The organism is Achromobacter sp. SD115 (assembly GCF_017355315.1).
Lineage (GTDB): Bacteria > Pseudomonadota > Gammaproteobacteria > Burkholderiales > Burkholderiaceae_B > Achromobacter > Achromobacter xylosoxidans_B.
The window spans coordinates 144,514-157,436 of the sequence record NZ_JADIJM010000006.1 but is presented as its reverse complement, the minus strand read 5'-3'; the positions used below and the strand labels follow the sequence as shown (position 1 = coordinate 157,436).

11 protein-coding genes are annotated in these 12,923 nt (G+C 59.9%); 2 read left to right on the top strand and 9 right to left on the bottom strand.

Going from position 1 to position 12,923, the window contains the following annotated elements; translation table 11 throughout:
• Positions 1-17: 17 nt before the first annotated feature.
• Genes IPU70_RS10930 through mnmG form a run of 4 tightly spaced genes read right to left on the bottom strand, consistent with a single transcriptional unit; the run spans position 18 to position 4,254 of the window.
• Positions 18-842, bottom strand: coding sequence for an N-acetyltransferase (locus IPU70_RS10930; RefSeq protein ID WP_207467272.1), 825 nt, complete (start codon positions 840-842; stop codon positions 18-20).
• Between the two features lie 9 nt (positions 843-851).
• Positions 852-1,652: a ParA family protein gene (locus IPU70_RS10925; protein WP_013397050.1), complete on the bottom strand. Its 801-nt coding sequence runs from the start codon at positions 1,650-1,652 to the stop codon at positions 852-854.
• Positions 1,649-2,338 carry a 16S rRNA (guanine(527)-N(7))-methyltransferase RsmG gene (gene rsmG / locus IPU70_RS10920; RefSeq protein ID WP_207467270.1) on the bottom strand — a complete coding sequence of 230 codons (690 nt, stop codon included), beginning with the start codon at positions 2,336-2,338 and terminating at the stop codon, positions 1,649-1,651. The genes IPU70_RS10925 and rsmG overlap by 4 nt, the downstream gene beginning before the upstream one ends.
• The gene (gene mnmG, locus IPU70_RS10915; protein ID WP_207467455.1) at positions 2,335-4,254 is read right to left on the bottom strand and encodes a tRNA uridine-5-carboxymethylaminomethyl(34) synthesis enzyme MnmG; all 1,920 of its coding nucleotides are present in this window, start codon (positions 4,252-4,254) and stop codon (positions 2,335-2,337) included. The genes rsmG and mnmG overlap by 4 nt, the downstream gene beginning before the upstream one ends.
• Before the next feature lie 1,618 nt (positions 4,255-5,872).
• Here mnmG and IPU70_RS10910 point away from each other — a divergent pair.
• Positions 5,873-6,067 carry a hypothetical protein gene (locus IPU70_RS10910; RefSeq protein ID WP_207467268.1) on the top strand — a complete coding sequence of 65 codons (195 nt, stop codon included), beginning with the start codon at positions 5,873-5,875 and terminating at the stop codon, positions 6,065-6,067.
• Positions 6,068-6,830: 763 nt separating this feature from the next.
• Here the strand turns inward: IPU70_RS10910 and IPU70_RS10905 are convergent.
• Both IPU70_RS10905 and IPU70_RS10900 read right to left on the bottom strand, forming a co-directional pair.
• Positions 6,831-7,037 carry a cold-shock protein gene (locus tag IPU70_RS10905; protein ID WP_006216596.1) on the bottom strand — a complete coding sequence of 69 codons (207 nt, stop codon included), beginning with the start codon at positions 7,035-7,037 and terminating at the stop codon, positions 6,831-6,833.
• 232 nt (positions 7,038-7,269) lie between these two features.
• Positions 7,270-8,340 carry an AbrB family transcriptional regulator gene (locus IPU70_RS10900; protein ID WP_207467266.1) on the bottom strand — a complete coding sequence of 357 codons (1,071 nt, stop codon included), beginning with the start codon at positions 8,338-8,340 and terminating at the stop codon, positions 7,270-7,272.
• A gap of 76 nt (positions 8,341-8,416) precedes the next feature.
• Here IPU70_RS10900 and IPU70_RS10895 point away from each other — a divergent pair, with 76 nt between their 5' ends.
• Positions 8,417-9,583, top strand: a complete 1,167-nt coding sequence (locus IPU70_RS10895) for a pyridoxal phosphate-dependent aminotransferase (RefSeq protein ID WP_207467264.1) — start codon at positions 8,417-8,419, stop codon at positions 9,581-9,583.
• Positions 9,584-9,806: 223 nt separating this feature from the next.
• Here the strand turns inward: IPU70_RS10895 and IPU70_RS10890 are convergent, their stop codons facing one another.
• From IPU70_RS10890 to IPU70_RS10880, 3 genes are all read right to left on the bottom strand, one after another.
• Positions 9,807-11,333 carry a tripartite tricarboxylate transporter permease gene (locus tag IPU70_RS10890; protein WP_207467263.1) on the bottom strand — a complete coding sequence of 509 codons (1,527 nt, stop codon included), beginning with the start codon at positions 11,331-11,333 and terminating at the stop codon, positions 9,807-9,809.
• The gene (locus IPU70_RS10885; protein WP_207467260.1) at positions 11,330-11,767 is read right to left on the bottom strand and encodes a tripartite tricarboxylate transporter TctB family protein; all 438 of its coding nucleotides are present in this window, start codon (positions 11,765-11,767) and stop codon (positions 11,330-11,332) included. The genes IPU70_RS10890 and IPU70_RS10885 overlap by 4 nt, the downstream gene beginning before the upstream one ends.
• A 112-nt stretch (positions 11,768-11,879) precedes the next feature.
• A complete protein-coding gene (locus IPU70_RS10880; RefSeq protein WP_207467257.1) occupies positions 11,880-12,878 on the bottom strand; it encodes a tripartite tricarboxylate transporter substrate binding protein in 999 nt (332 codons plus the stop codon).
• Positions 12,879-12,923 lie beyond the last annotated feature (45 nt).

The window sequence follows — 12,923 nt, the reverse complement described above, 5'->3', positions numbered from 1 at the left end:
TGTATCCCGAGCCAGGCTCAGGCGTCCGCCTGCTCGGCGGGCAGGCGGTACCAATACGCGTAACAGTCTTTGAAACCGTAGCGGCCATACAAAGCGCGCGCGGCTGTATTCTCCGGCTCAACCTGCAAATAGGCGGTAGTGGCGCCGCCGGCGGCGCCTGTTGCCAACAGGTGTTCAATCAGGGCCGCGGCATAGCCTTTGCGCCGCTGCCCCGGGTCGGTGACGATGTCGAACAGGCCGAGCAGATCGCCGTCGCGAACGGCCAGGCCCGCGGCAACGCACTGTCCCGCCGCGTCCGTTGCCAGCACCGGCGAGATATCCACAGCCAGTCCTTGCAGACGCGTCCGATGTTCGGCGATGTGTCCGTATTCCGAATTGCGCATCGCCCCGACCGCCGCCGCAAAGCGCCCGGCATCGACAAAATCAAAATGCAGATCGCCCCGGACATAGGCCCTGGGAGCGAGCGGCGTGCACATGACTCGGGTCTCGTCGGTAAAGGTATAACCGCGGGACTCCAGTTCGGCGTCGAGGGAAAAATCGGGACCGATGGAGGTGATGCGCAACACCATGGGCAAGCCATGGCGCGCATACAACGATGAACAATACGCCAGCCGCTCGTCCAGCGGACGTGTGGATAACCCCAGCACATTGATGCTGCGCACGCGCTTGACAGGCGAATGCGCTAAACGCACCAGCCAGCCATCATAGAGCAGTTGCGCGCCCACGGCCGTGGCATTCAACGCGGCTTCTTCCAGACGCGTGCGCAGGCTGTCGCGCGCGTCGATGCGCGGCGTACCTGAGGCTTGCGTTTCTGTCTGGGAAAAGAGCGTGACGGCGGACATGGTTGCGGCCTACTTCAGGTCCTTCCTCACGCGCTCGATCATTTCGGCGCCAAACGAGATATAGGCCTGCGCGCCGCGCGAACCGCGGTCGTACACCACGCCGGGCATGCCGTAGCTGGGCGCTTCGGCCAAGCGCACGTTACGCGGCACGACGGTCTTGAAAACCTTGTCGCCGAAGTGCGCCTCGAGCTGCGCGGACACCTGTTGCTGCAGGGTCATGCGCGGATCGAACATGACGCGCAGCAGACCGATGACGCGCAAATCATCATTGATGTTCCGGTGCACCCGCTTGATGGTATTGACCAGGTCGGACAAGCCTTCCAGCGCGAAGTACTCGCACTGCATCGGAATGATGACGCCGTGGGCGGCGGCCAGGCCATTCAAGGTCAGCAACGACAAGGTGGGCGGACAATCGATCAGCACGAAGTCGTACTGAGTGGCGACGGTGTCGATCGCGGCCTTCAACTGGCGTTCGCGCTGGTCCATCTGCACCAGGTCGATCTCGGCGCCAGACAGTTCGCGGTTGGCGGGCAGCACGTCGTAGCCGCCCGATTCGGATTTGACGCGGGCCTGTTCGATGTTCGATTCGCCGATCAGCACCTGGTACAGGTTCGACTCCAGCGAGTTCTTGTCGATGCCGCTCCCCATCGTGGCATTGCCTTGCGGGTCCAGATCCACCAGCAGCACACGTTGGTTGTGCGTGGCAAGGCCCGCCGCCAGATTGATGGCGGTCGTCGTCTTGCCCACACCGCCCTTCTGGTTGGCAATGCAGAAAATGCGGGCGGAGGTGCTGGGGGGTATGTTCTTCATAGGGTTCCTTGACTACGGCGCATCCAGATAAGGCAGCGTTCGGCCTCTAGCTCGGGCACGCGCAACGGCTGGATGTGATCGACTTGCCATTCTCCGCGCGCATGCAGCGCCTGTATTTCGTCCTCGGGGACCTTGCCCTTCATGGCGACGAGGGTACCATCGTTGCGTACATGGCGACCTGCGAGTTGCGCAAAATCGTCCAAGGATGCGAAGGCGCGCGACGTGACAATGTTGCACCCGGCAGGCGCAAGCGTTTCGACGCGGGCGTGGCTGGCCTGCAGATTGGGCAAGGCCAGCGCGCCGCTCATCTGCCGCACGAATGCTGTTTTCTTTTCGACCGCGTCCACGCAGGTCACCGACCAGTGGGGCCGCATGATCGCCAGAACGACGCCAGGCAGGCCGCCACCCGATCCGACGTCATAGACCTTGGCGGGCGTGCCGGAAGCGCCCAGCGCCTCGTTGAACGGCCCGACGGCGGCCAGGCTGTCGAACAGATGCTGGATCAACATCTGCTGCGGATCGCGGATGGCGGTGAGGTTGTAGGTGCGGTTCCAGCGCTGCATCTGCGACAGATAATTCAGCAGCTTGGCCATCGTGGCGGCATCGGCCTCCAAGCCCAACTGCTCGCATGCGCGAGACAGGCGGCCGGCCATGTCCGCGCCGGCCGTATCGGTGTGCGCGCTCATGCCGCTTGCTTGCGCGAGCCGTAATGCAGGCGCTTCAGATGGATCAGCAGCAAGGAAATTGCAGCGGGGGTCACGCCGGAGATGCGCGCGGCCTGGCCGACGGTTTCCGGCCGGTGGGTCTTGAGCTTCTGGCGCACTTCGAACGACAAGCTGGTCACCGCGTCGTAATCGACATCGGCGGGAATGGCCTGCTGTTCGTGCGCGATCTGCTTTTGGACTTCAACCTGCTGACGGTCGATATAGCCGGCGTACTTCACCTGGATCTCGACCTGCTCCGCCAGCACCTCGTCCGCCACTACGCCAGGACCGGCCAGCAGCGAGCCGTCGGCGTTGCGGGCGGCCATCAAAGCTTCATAGGAAACACTGGGCCTTTTCAACAGGTCTGCAAGTGAGTACTCACGCTCAATAGCCTTGCCCAACAAAGGCTCGGCCGCTTCCGCCGGCAACAGCCGCGGATTCACCCAGAAGGATTTCAAACGCTCGACTTCGGCAGCCACAGCGTCGCGCTTCCGATTGAAAGCGTCCCAGCGTGCATCATCGACGATGCCGAGGCGGCGGCCAATTTCTGTGAGACGCAGATCGGCATTGTCTTCGCGCAGGCTCAACCGGTATTCGGCCCGAGAGGTGAACATGCGGTACGGCTCGGTCACGCCACGCGTCACCAGATCGTCCACCAGCACCCCCAGATAGGCTTCGTCACGTCGCGGCGTCCATTGCTCGCGATCCAGCGCCAGCAGCGCGGCATTGACGCCTGCCAGCAACCCTTGGGCGGCCGCTTCTTCGTAGCCAGTGGTGCCGTTGATCTGTCCGGCAAAGTACAGGCCGGCGATCGCCTTGGTTTCCAACGTGCTCTTCAATCCACGTGGATCGAAGTAGTCGTATTCGATGGCGTAGCCAGGGCGCAGGATGTGCGCGTTCTCCAGACCAGGCAAGGAATGGATCAAGGCCAGCTGCACATCGAACGGCAGGCTCGTCGACACTCCGTTCGGATAGACCTCGTGCGTGTCCAGACCTTCGGGCTCCAGGAAGACCTGGTGCGATTCCTTGTCGGCAAAGCGATGGATCTTGTCTTCGATGGACGGGCAGTAGCGCGGGCCCACCCCTTCGATAACCCCGCTGTACATCGGCGAACGGTCCAAGCCGCCGCGGATGATGTCGTGAGTACGCGCATTGGTGTGGGTGATCCAGCAAGGCAGCTGACGCGGGTGCATGCCGACATTGCCCATGTAGGAAAACACGGGAATCGGATTCAGGTCACCCGGCTGCTCTTCCAGGATGCTGTAGTTGATCGAACGCCCATCGATCCGCGGCGGTGTGCCGGTCTTCAGGCGGCCTTGCGGCAGCTTGAGTTCCTTCAGGCGCTGTCCCAGCGAAACGGCCGGGGGATCCCCAGCGCGACCGCCCGAATAGTTCTGCAGACCCACATGAATCAGGCCATTGAGAAACGTACCCGCGGTAAGCACCACGGACTTCGCCCGAAACTGCAGGCCGATCTGCGTGACGGCGCCAACCACGCGGTCGCCCTCCACCATCAGGTCTTCGACCGCTTGCTGAAACAGCCAAAGATTTGGCTGGTTTTCCAGGCGGCCACGAATCGCCTTGCGGTACAGCACGCGATCCGCCTGGGCTCGGGTGGCCCGGACTGCCGGGCCCTTCGAACCATTCAGAATGCGGAACTGGATCCCCGCTTCATCCGTTGCCAAAGCCATGGCGCCGCCCAGGGCGTCCACTTCTTTCACAAGGTGGCCCTTGCCGATCCCACCAATGGAGGGATTGCAAGACATTTGGCCTAGGGTTTCGATGTTATGCGTCAACAGCAACGTCTGGGCGCCGGTACGTGCAGCAGCCAGCGCAGCTTCGGTGCCGGCGTGGCCGCCACCGACGACGATGACATCGAATTCGCGGGGATAGTCCATGATTGGGGGGAGGGAGATAAGAGAGCGTTCGGTGCTCATTATAGAGGCAGGGATTGCATGTTTCACGTGAAACATGCTTCGGCGCAACATGAGCGGACTCAAGACTGAATCACCCGTAGGCAAAAGGCAACGAGACAGACCCTGGGCTCATGAATATGTCGGCAATTGCCATTGCTTTGCCTATCTGGTTTCACGTGAAACATCGCAATGCTCAAGTCGCCCGCTCACTTCGCAGACAGATCGTCAACACCTTGAAGGCTTGAATGCACCCAGCGCACACCTTAACGGGGATTCGCTATGCGGAAGATGTGATTGGATTTCATGCCCGCCCCACCATAGTCCTCGAGAGGAGCATCCCAGCAACTACGCATGGATAGCACGCACAAGGGAAGCACTGAGCAATTCAGAGCAATGAAGACATGACACAAACCATCAAGGGGAAGGATGCATCGCCGTCGACGAGCTCGGTCCTCTATTGCACACGGCCCCGAATGTTCCACGTGAAACAGGAACGGGCTAGAACATCCTCAAGATTCAATCGTCGGTATTGCCGGCCCAACATGAGTCAAACTCTATCTGGCAATAGTAAATAAATGCCACTCGAACACCTCCAGGGCAATCAAGCAGAATGGGAATCCGGTCAACGCGAATCGACTGTTTCTCGTCGATGTTTCACGTGAAACATCGATGCTCGTGGGACGAATGTGCAGTGTTTCACGTGGAACATCTGTCCACAATGGATCACGCCAGCGGACGACCCCCCAATGCCTTCTCAGACACGTTCCACGTGAAACAGAAGAAATGCCGACTTCGGCATGAAGAATCTGCAATTAGTACTTCAAAAGGGATCCTTCTGCTGAAGAAGAAGCATCAATCCGCGGCTGAATCACCCTGCCCAATTGGCGGCTCATTTCGTTCAGATGAAGGTTGATTCAAGAAAAAAATCAATTTTTCAGACCCTACCCTACCCCTTGCCCAAAAAAAGACCATTTTTTTTTTCTTCCACGTGGAACCAGATTGATCGCAGATATCCAGCGCACCCTTGGTCATATTGATTATCAAGATTCCCGACTCTAGATCGATCAACCATGCCTGAGCCTACGAGCCTCCAAATCAGGCTAAAACCGCTCGAATCTCTTCGGAGTCTACGTCAAACCTGGCTGGGAACTGAAACGTACAACGCCGCAGAATCAGAAAAATAGAACATGCAGCGCTGAAGGTCTCCCCACGCCGCCGGAACATGGAATGGCCGGATCTCGGAAATCTCTCTTGCGCACGCGCCAGAACTCAAACATCACGCCACGACCGCTATCGAATTCTGCACAGCGTTATCAACAGCTAGTAAATCCGATAGCTACCGACGTCTGAGGTTTCACGTGGAACAACTCTGGGGATAAGTCATCAAGCACAGCGCGTGCCATAGCAGAACATTGGCGGAATCAGCCAAAACAGCAATGTGCCAAGAACCATCAAAAAGCACAAATGCACAACGCCGTTCCCTATGGCAGCAATCGATTATTTCTATTCTGGATGCTTGCCAAGCTTCGGCCAAGCGAGACGCATGGCGAGGCCGCATTGCCGAAAAAACCGTGGAAAACTATGTGGATAAGATTGCCCCATGCCCAAGCCGCTACGAAAAGCGGGCAAGACAACCGTCGATACTGAAATTGGCCTGGAACTCTACCGGCCAGCTCCAGTCAAAATACGGCGAAAATTGGTGCAAGCAGATTATCCACAAATTTATCCACGCGGCTCTATTTTGCGGCCCGCCACTAAGCAAAAACCGCGGACGATGCAGTGGAAGATTCTTTGACCAGACAAGTATCTTGCACCTGCGCTGAAGGGTTCACCATCATCCTTTTGGGCGAGAACCTGTCTTTCATGTAAATCCCTGTGGACAACCCGCCGCCTGAAATTTCGGCGGGCAAACTCGTCTCTCAGGTACCTGCGCCGGCCAGTGCTCAACCCGTGTCGCCGGGTGCCGTCAGGAGAAGGAGAGTGTTCTCCAGGCACTATTTTTTGAGCCTATCCCCATTTCTATCCACAGGCAGATCAGCCATCTCGGAGCGCCAAAGGGTGTAATTCTGTGCATAACCGGGATGGGGATATCTTTGTGAACAACCACCCGCTGGCGGGAGTAAAACGGGCCATAAGGGCCTGTGGAGACGATCGCAAGGCGTTGCTGTCCAGGCCTCTCAGCCGCCCGAAAACCGCGTTAAATGCCTGTATTCCCTAGGGAAAGGCCATGTTTAAACACAAACACCGCCTGCAGTCCTGAATAGGACCGACATCCTGACAGGCTGACAGCATCGTTTCCAAGAAGATGGGATAACTGTGCAAAACCCGGCGACGGATGGGCTGTTGCTTCATTGCTGAGCATGAAAATACTCATGCCCAAAAATAATTATCCACAAACTTATCCACGGCTGGAGAATATGTTAGTGAATACTAACTATTCGATTGGAGCAGACGGGATGGAGCCCTCGCCGCCAAATGAAACAACGCCCCAGACCGGAAGGTCTTGGGGCGTTGTAGCCAGGTCAGACCTGGCAGACGGGAAATTGGGATTTCCCGATTTAGAGCGGGCGAATTTCGGCCGCTTGAGGTCCTTTCGGACCATCCTTGACTTCGAATTCGACTTCCTGGCCTTCGTTCAGGCTGCGATAGCCGCGGCCCTGGATGGCGGAAAAGTGTGCGAAAACATCGGTACCACCAACGTCCGGCGTGATGAAACCGTAACCCTTGTCAGCGTTGAACCACTTAACTTTGCCCTTCTGAGCCATTTTTTCTAGCGTCCTGTAATTAACTCGAAATGCAATGAATCAAGGACGCCGTGAGAACTGAACGACCGGTAGTGGTACCTGCGTTGCTGCTGCGTTCCCGTTTGCCGCCTAGCTGCAGAACGAGTCCGCGCGCTGCTTGAATCAACTGCGTAATCAGCATACTCAGCACGCATTACAGACTCATATAGTTGTTTACCCCAATGTCGTATTTTTAATACTGGATCTCGTTCCGTTATGGCGCGCAGCCCTGCCGGCGCGCCAGAAAAGCGTAGATCGGACCCGTCACGATCACGACGAAAACCATGCGCATGACGTGGAATGCGGTGACCACCGGAACGCCCAGCTGCAGCACCTTGGCGGTGATGGCCATCTCCGCGATGCCGCCCGGCGTGGTGCCGAGAATCAGTGTCGGGATGGGCGCGGCGGACCACAGCGACAGCAAAGCGCCCAAGCCGAATGCGAGCGCCAACGCGGCCACTGTAAAGCCCGCCACCGCGGCAATGAAGCGCGGCGCAGCTCGAAAAAAATCCGGCCGATAACGGTCGCCCAGCGACCAGCCGATCAGCAACTGGCCTATCTTCGGCACATAGTCCGGCAGGGCCGACAGCTCAATGCCGTTGGTCGTCAGAATCATGGCGACCAGCATTGGGCCCAGCACCCAGGGATTGGGCAAACGCAGCTTCATGAAAGCCGTGCCACCTATGCAGGTCAACGCAACCAGCAGCGCCAGTCCCCAGCCATGGACCACCTTGGGCCCCGGCACCGTGGGATCCAGGCCCGCCACGCCCCACCATTGAAAGATGAAAGGCACGGCGACCACCACCATCAGCACGCGCACGCTGTGCGCCGTTGCCACGCGGTCTATGCGGGCTCCATGGCGTTCCGCGAGGCTCGCCATTTCGCTGGCGCCGCCTATCGCCGAAGAAAACCAGGCCGTCTTGAAATCGACGTCGGTGTAGCGGCGCAGAATTGCCGTGCCCATGAATGCCAGGCCTAGCGCGAACAACATGCCGACAATGATGGGCCCGGCATTGCTGCCGATGTGCCCTATCACCTGTGGCGTGAAGTACAGGCCCAACGAGGTCCCAATTACCCACTGTCCGGCATTGCGCGCCGGCCTGGGACACGCAGTACCCAGGCCGGCGATGCGCGTCGCCGCCGTCACCAGCAGCGCCCCCAGCATCCATGGCAGCGGAATATGCGCCCACACCGCCAACAATGCGCCAGCCAATGCGATCGCCAAACCGCCCAATACCCTCCACAACATGTTCTGAACCACGATACCGTCGCGCCTTAAGCTCATGAGAAAACCGAATTATGAGTTAGTGGGATACTTACGAAAACTCTCTCTGCTAGCAACGTTCACTCTCGCGTCCACCATGATCCGATCCAAACTCCCCGACGTTGGCACCACCATCTTTACCGTGATGAGCCGCCTGGCCATCGAGCACAAAGCCATCAACCTGGGCCAGGGCTTTCCTGATTTCGAGCCCGACCCCGCCCTGTGCGCCCTGGTGACCAAGGCCATGGCCGACGGCCACAACCAGTATCCCTACATGCCGGGCGTCGCACCCTTGCGCGAAGCCATCGCCGCCAAGACGCGCGAGCTGTACGGCCATGCCTACGATCCCGAGACCGAAATCACCGTCACCAGCGGCGCGACCGAAGCGTTGATGGCGACCGTACTGGCCGCCGTGGGCAGCGGCGACGAAGTCGTCGTCATCGAACCTTGCTATGACTCCTATCTGCCGGCGATCCGCCTGGCGGGTGGCACTGCCGTGCCCGTGCCGCTGCGCGCTCCCACCGAGGCCGATCCCTACTACCGAATCGACTGGCAGCGCGTGCGCGAAGCCATCACGTCGAAGACGCGTCTGTTGATGCTGAACTTTCCGCACAATCCGACCGGCGCGGTACTGGACGACAGCGACCTGGACGCACTGGAAGCCATCGTGCGCGATACCGGCGTGCTGCTGGTGTCTGACGAGGTCTACGAACACATCGTGTTCGATGGCAAGCCACACGCCAGCGTGGCGCGACGCCCGCTGCTGGCCGAGCATGCCTTCGTGATCTCGTCCTTCGGCAAGACCTATCACACCACGGGTTGGAAGATTGGCTATTGCTGCGCGCCGCGTCAGCTCAGCGCGGAACTGCGCAAAGTGCATCAATTCATGGTGTTCACCGTGCCCTCGCCCATGCAGTTCGCCCTGGCCGAATTCATGCGCGACCCCAAGCCTTACCTGGACCTGCCGGCCTTCTATCAGGCCAAACGCGACCGCCTGGCGCAGGGCTTGGCCAAGACCCGCTTCCGCCCCCTGCCCAGCCCCGGCACCTTTTTCCTGCTGGCCGACTACAGCCAGATATCCAAGCAGAACGAAGCCGACTTCGCGCGCGATCTGACGGTGAATCATGGCGTCACGGTGATACCGGTATCCGCGTTCTACCGCCAGCCCGACGCGCCTGAATCGAACCACCGCATCGTGCGCTTCTGCTTCGCCAAGAAAGACGCGACCCTCGATGCCGCCCTGGAACGCCTGGCGCAAGTTTGACGCCGCTTCCGAAGCGACTCACCGCCACCATTTTGATTTCACGCGGACTCGATATAAAAGAGCTTTTCATATAAAACATGAATAAAAGCTCGCATATATAAAATTCACCATCCGTGCGATTCAATCGACAAAAAAAGGGCGCCCATGAGGCGCCCTTTGCAGTTCCCGGTCAAGATTCCGCAGCGCGGCTGTTGCCCTTTACAACAGCCGCGCCGCCGCAGAATCAGACCGGACCAGCGGCAAGCTTTTTCGCAGCGCGCATGCGGCGCATGATTTGCGGCACGATCACGACCGCAGCGGCGCCCACCCACATCGAGATAGAAACAGGGCTGGCGAACAGCACGGCCACATCGCCATCGGTCATCGACAAGGCACGGCGCAGGTTCTGCTCCATCATGTTGCCCAACACCACGCCCAGCACCAGCGGAGCCATCGGCACGCCGAACTTGCGCAGGAAATAGCCCAACGCACCGATACCGGCCACCAGCAACAGATCGAACGTGCCCGCGTTGATGGCGTATACACCGATATAGCTGATGCAGAGGATGCCCGGCACCATCAACCATCCCGGCACCGATAGCACTTTGGAGAAGAAGCGCACCAGCGGCACGTTCATGATGAACAGCAGCACGTTGGCCACGAACAGCGAAGCGATCAGGCCCCAAACCAGTTCCGGCTTGGTGTCGAACAGCACCGGACCCGGCGTGATGTTGTAGAGCGTCAGCGCACCCATCATCACCGCCGTGGTGCCAGAACCAGGTACGCCCAGGGTCAACATCGGCACGAATGAACCGATGGCCGAGGCCGTGGCGGCGGCTTCCGGCGCAACCAGGCCTCGCATGTCGCCCTTGCCGAACTTGGCTTCCGGATCCTTGGCTTCGATGATGCGCTTTTCCTGCGAGTACGCCACGGCGGCTGCCACGCTGGCGCCTGCGCCGGGCAACACGCCCACGCCAAAGCCCACCAGCGCGCTGCGCACCACGCTCCACCAGGTATAAGCCATCTCTTTCAAGTTGAAGAGCTTGCGACCGCTGGGCTTGACCTCGACGCTGTGGCCGGCCATCACCTTCTCCAGCATTTCCAGCATCTCGCTGACCGCGAACAGCGCGATCACGACCACCACGAAATCGATACCGTCGGCCAAATGCACCGATTCAAAGGTATAGCGGTAAACGCCCGAGTTCGCGTCCACGCCCACCACCGAAATCGACAGTCCTATCATCGCCGCCAGCACGCCTTTGATGGGCTGTTTGCCCAACAGGCTGGTGAGGCAGCAGAACGCGAAAATCATCAGCACGAAATATTCGGCCGGCCCAAAAGCCAACGCCCACTTCGCCAGCAACGGCGCCAGCAGAATGATGCCCAGCACCGACACGATAGCGCCGAAGAAGGCGGACCACGCCGACAGCGACAGCGCCACGCTGGCCAGGCCCTGACGCGCCAACGGATAGCCGTCCAGCGTCGTCATGATGGCGCTGGCCTCTCCCGGCACGTTCAGCAGGATCGCGGTTATCCGGCCGCCATACTCGGCGCCCACATACACGGCGGCCAGCAGTATCAGCGCGGTCTCGGGCGGCAGATTCATGGCGAAAGCGATCGGTATCAGCATCGCCACGCCGTTGACCGGCCCCAGGCCGGGCAGCACGCCCACCATGGTACCGATGAACGAGCCGATCATGGCCACCAGGACGTTCGTCAGCGATAAGGCTACGCCAAAGCCTATCGCCAAATGATCGAGAATGCCGCTCATATCAGGGTCTCCAGCAGTCCGCCAGGCAGGACCACGTCCAGCACCTTGTCGAACAGCACGAAAAAGAAAAGGCTCATGACAACGCCGCCGATGGCGCACTTGATCCAGCTACCGCCGAACAAGCGGCCGACGAATACCGTCATCAAGGACGTCGCGATTACGAAGCCAAGCCATTGGAACAGGAAGGCATAAGCCACCGTGAACGCCATCATCAGCGCGATGCGGCCATTCGCGCCAGGCGGGTTGGCTTCGACCTGATGGCCGCCCTTGTAAACCAACCACAGCCCGCACAGGCCGATGATCAGCGCCAGCAGCAGCGGAAAGGCGCGCGGGCCCACAGGCTCGTACGCGAATGGGGCTTCGATTCCCCAGCCCGCCACCGTCATGAAGGCGGCAAGCGCAAGCGCCCCAATGCCCAATATTCGATCGTTCATGATCACATTTCCGTTGTAGTCGCATCGCGCGGCGCAGAGCTTCCCTGCCGCCGCGGCAAAGCCGGCGGCGGAGAAACCCTGACAAACGCGATTAGGAGAAACGCCCTTCGGCTTACTTCTTGATCAGGCCAAAGGAGTCGGCCAGCTCGCCGTAGACCTTGACCTGGTTCTTCACGTAGGCATCCAGCTCGGGACCCGTCTTGTTGAAGGGGAACAGGCCTTGCTGCTGACGCAGCTTGTCGAACTCGGGCGAGGCCGTGGTCTTGTTGAAGGCGTCGACCCAGAACTGGTAGTCACTGTCCGACACCTTCGGGCCGACATAGAAGCCGCGGATGATGGGCCAGACGATGTCGTAGCCCTGTTCCTTGGCGGTGGGCACGGTACCCAGCTTGCCCGGCAGGCGCTGATCGTTGAACACGGCCAGCACGCGGATGGGCGCGCCGCCTTCCAGCATGGTGAAGGCTTCCGCCGCATCGCCCATGTAGGCCTGGATATGGCCGCCGCGCAAAGCCGTCACGGCTTCGCCGCCGCCTTCAAACGCCACGAAACGCATCTTCTTGAAATCCACGCCCGCAGCCTTGGCGGTCAACGCGGCCTTCATCCAGTCCTGGCTGCCCACGGTGCCGCCGGCGCCCAGCACGATCTTGGTCGGATCCTGCTTGAAGGCGTCCATCAGGCTCTTCAGGTCGGTGTACGGGGAATCGTTGCGGACCACGGCAACGCCATAGTCGGTGCCAATGGCAGCCAGCCAGCGCACGTCATTGACGTTGTACTTGCCAAATTTGCCCTGGGCCAGATTCAACAGCGAACCGCCCGAGAAAGCCACGATGGTGCCCGGCTCGTTCGGGTGCTGCGCCACGATGTTGTTGTAGGCCACCGCGCCAATGCCGCCAGGCATGTAGACGATGCGCATCGCGCTCTTGAGCGCGCCGCTGTGCTTCAGGCCTTCCGTGGCCAGGCGGCAGGTCAGGTCGAAACCGCCGCCGGGCTGGGCAGGCGCGATGCATTCCGGGCGACGCGGTTCGTCGGCCGCGTGGGCGGCGCCCATGGACAAGGTAATCGCACCCAGCGCCGCGACGGCGGCCAGGCGCAGTTTCAGACTAGTCTGCATTTTTTGCGTCTCCGAGATTTATAGGTCTAGGTATGGCTGGAAGCT

Coding starts and splice junctions, on each gene's coding strand:
- IPU70_RS10930 (WP_207467272.1), bottom strand. CDS start 842: ATGTCCGCCGTCACGCTCTTTTCCCAGACAGAAACGCAAGCCTCAGGT.
- IPU70_RS10885 (WP_207467260.1), bottom strand. CDS start 11,767: ATGAACGATCGAATATTGGGCATTGGGGCGCTTGCGCTTGCCGCCTTC.
- rsmG (WP_207467270.1), bottom strand. CDS start 2,338: ATGAGCGCGCACACCGATACGGCCGGCGCGGACATGGCCGGCCGCCTG.
- mnmG (WP_207467455.1), bottom strand. CDS start 4,254: ATGGACTATCCCCGCGAATTCGATGTCATCGTCGTCGGTGGCGGCCAC.
- IPU70_RS10880 (WP_207467257.1), bottom strand. CDS start 12,878: ATGCAGACTAGTCTGAAACTGCGCCTGGCCGCCGTCGCGGCGCTGGGT.
- IPU70_RS10910 (WP_207467268.1), top strand. CDS start 5,873: ATGCCCAAGCCGCTACGAAAAGCGGGCAAGACAACCGTCGATACTGAA.
- IPU70_RS10925 (WP_013397050.1), bottom strand. CDS start 1,652: ATGAAGAACATACCCCCCAGCACCTCCGCCCGCATTTTCTGCATTGCC.
- IPU70_RS10900 (WP_207467266.1), bottom strand. CDS start 8,340: ATGAGCTTAAGGCGCGACGGTATCGTGGTTCAGAACATGTTGTGGAGG.
- IPU70_RS10905 (WP_006216596.1), bottom strand. CDS start 7,037: ATGGCTCAGAAGGGCAAAGTTAAGTGGTTCAACGCTGACAAGGGTTAC.
- IPU70_RS10895 (WP_207467264.1), top strand. CDS start 8,417: ATGATCCGATCCAAACTCCCCGACGTTGGCACCACCATCTTTACCGTG.
- IPU70_RS10890 (WP_207467263.1), bottom strand. CDS start 11,333: ATGAGCGGCATTCTCGATCATTTGGCGATAGGCTTTGGCGTAGCCTTA.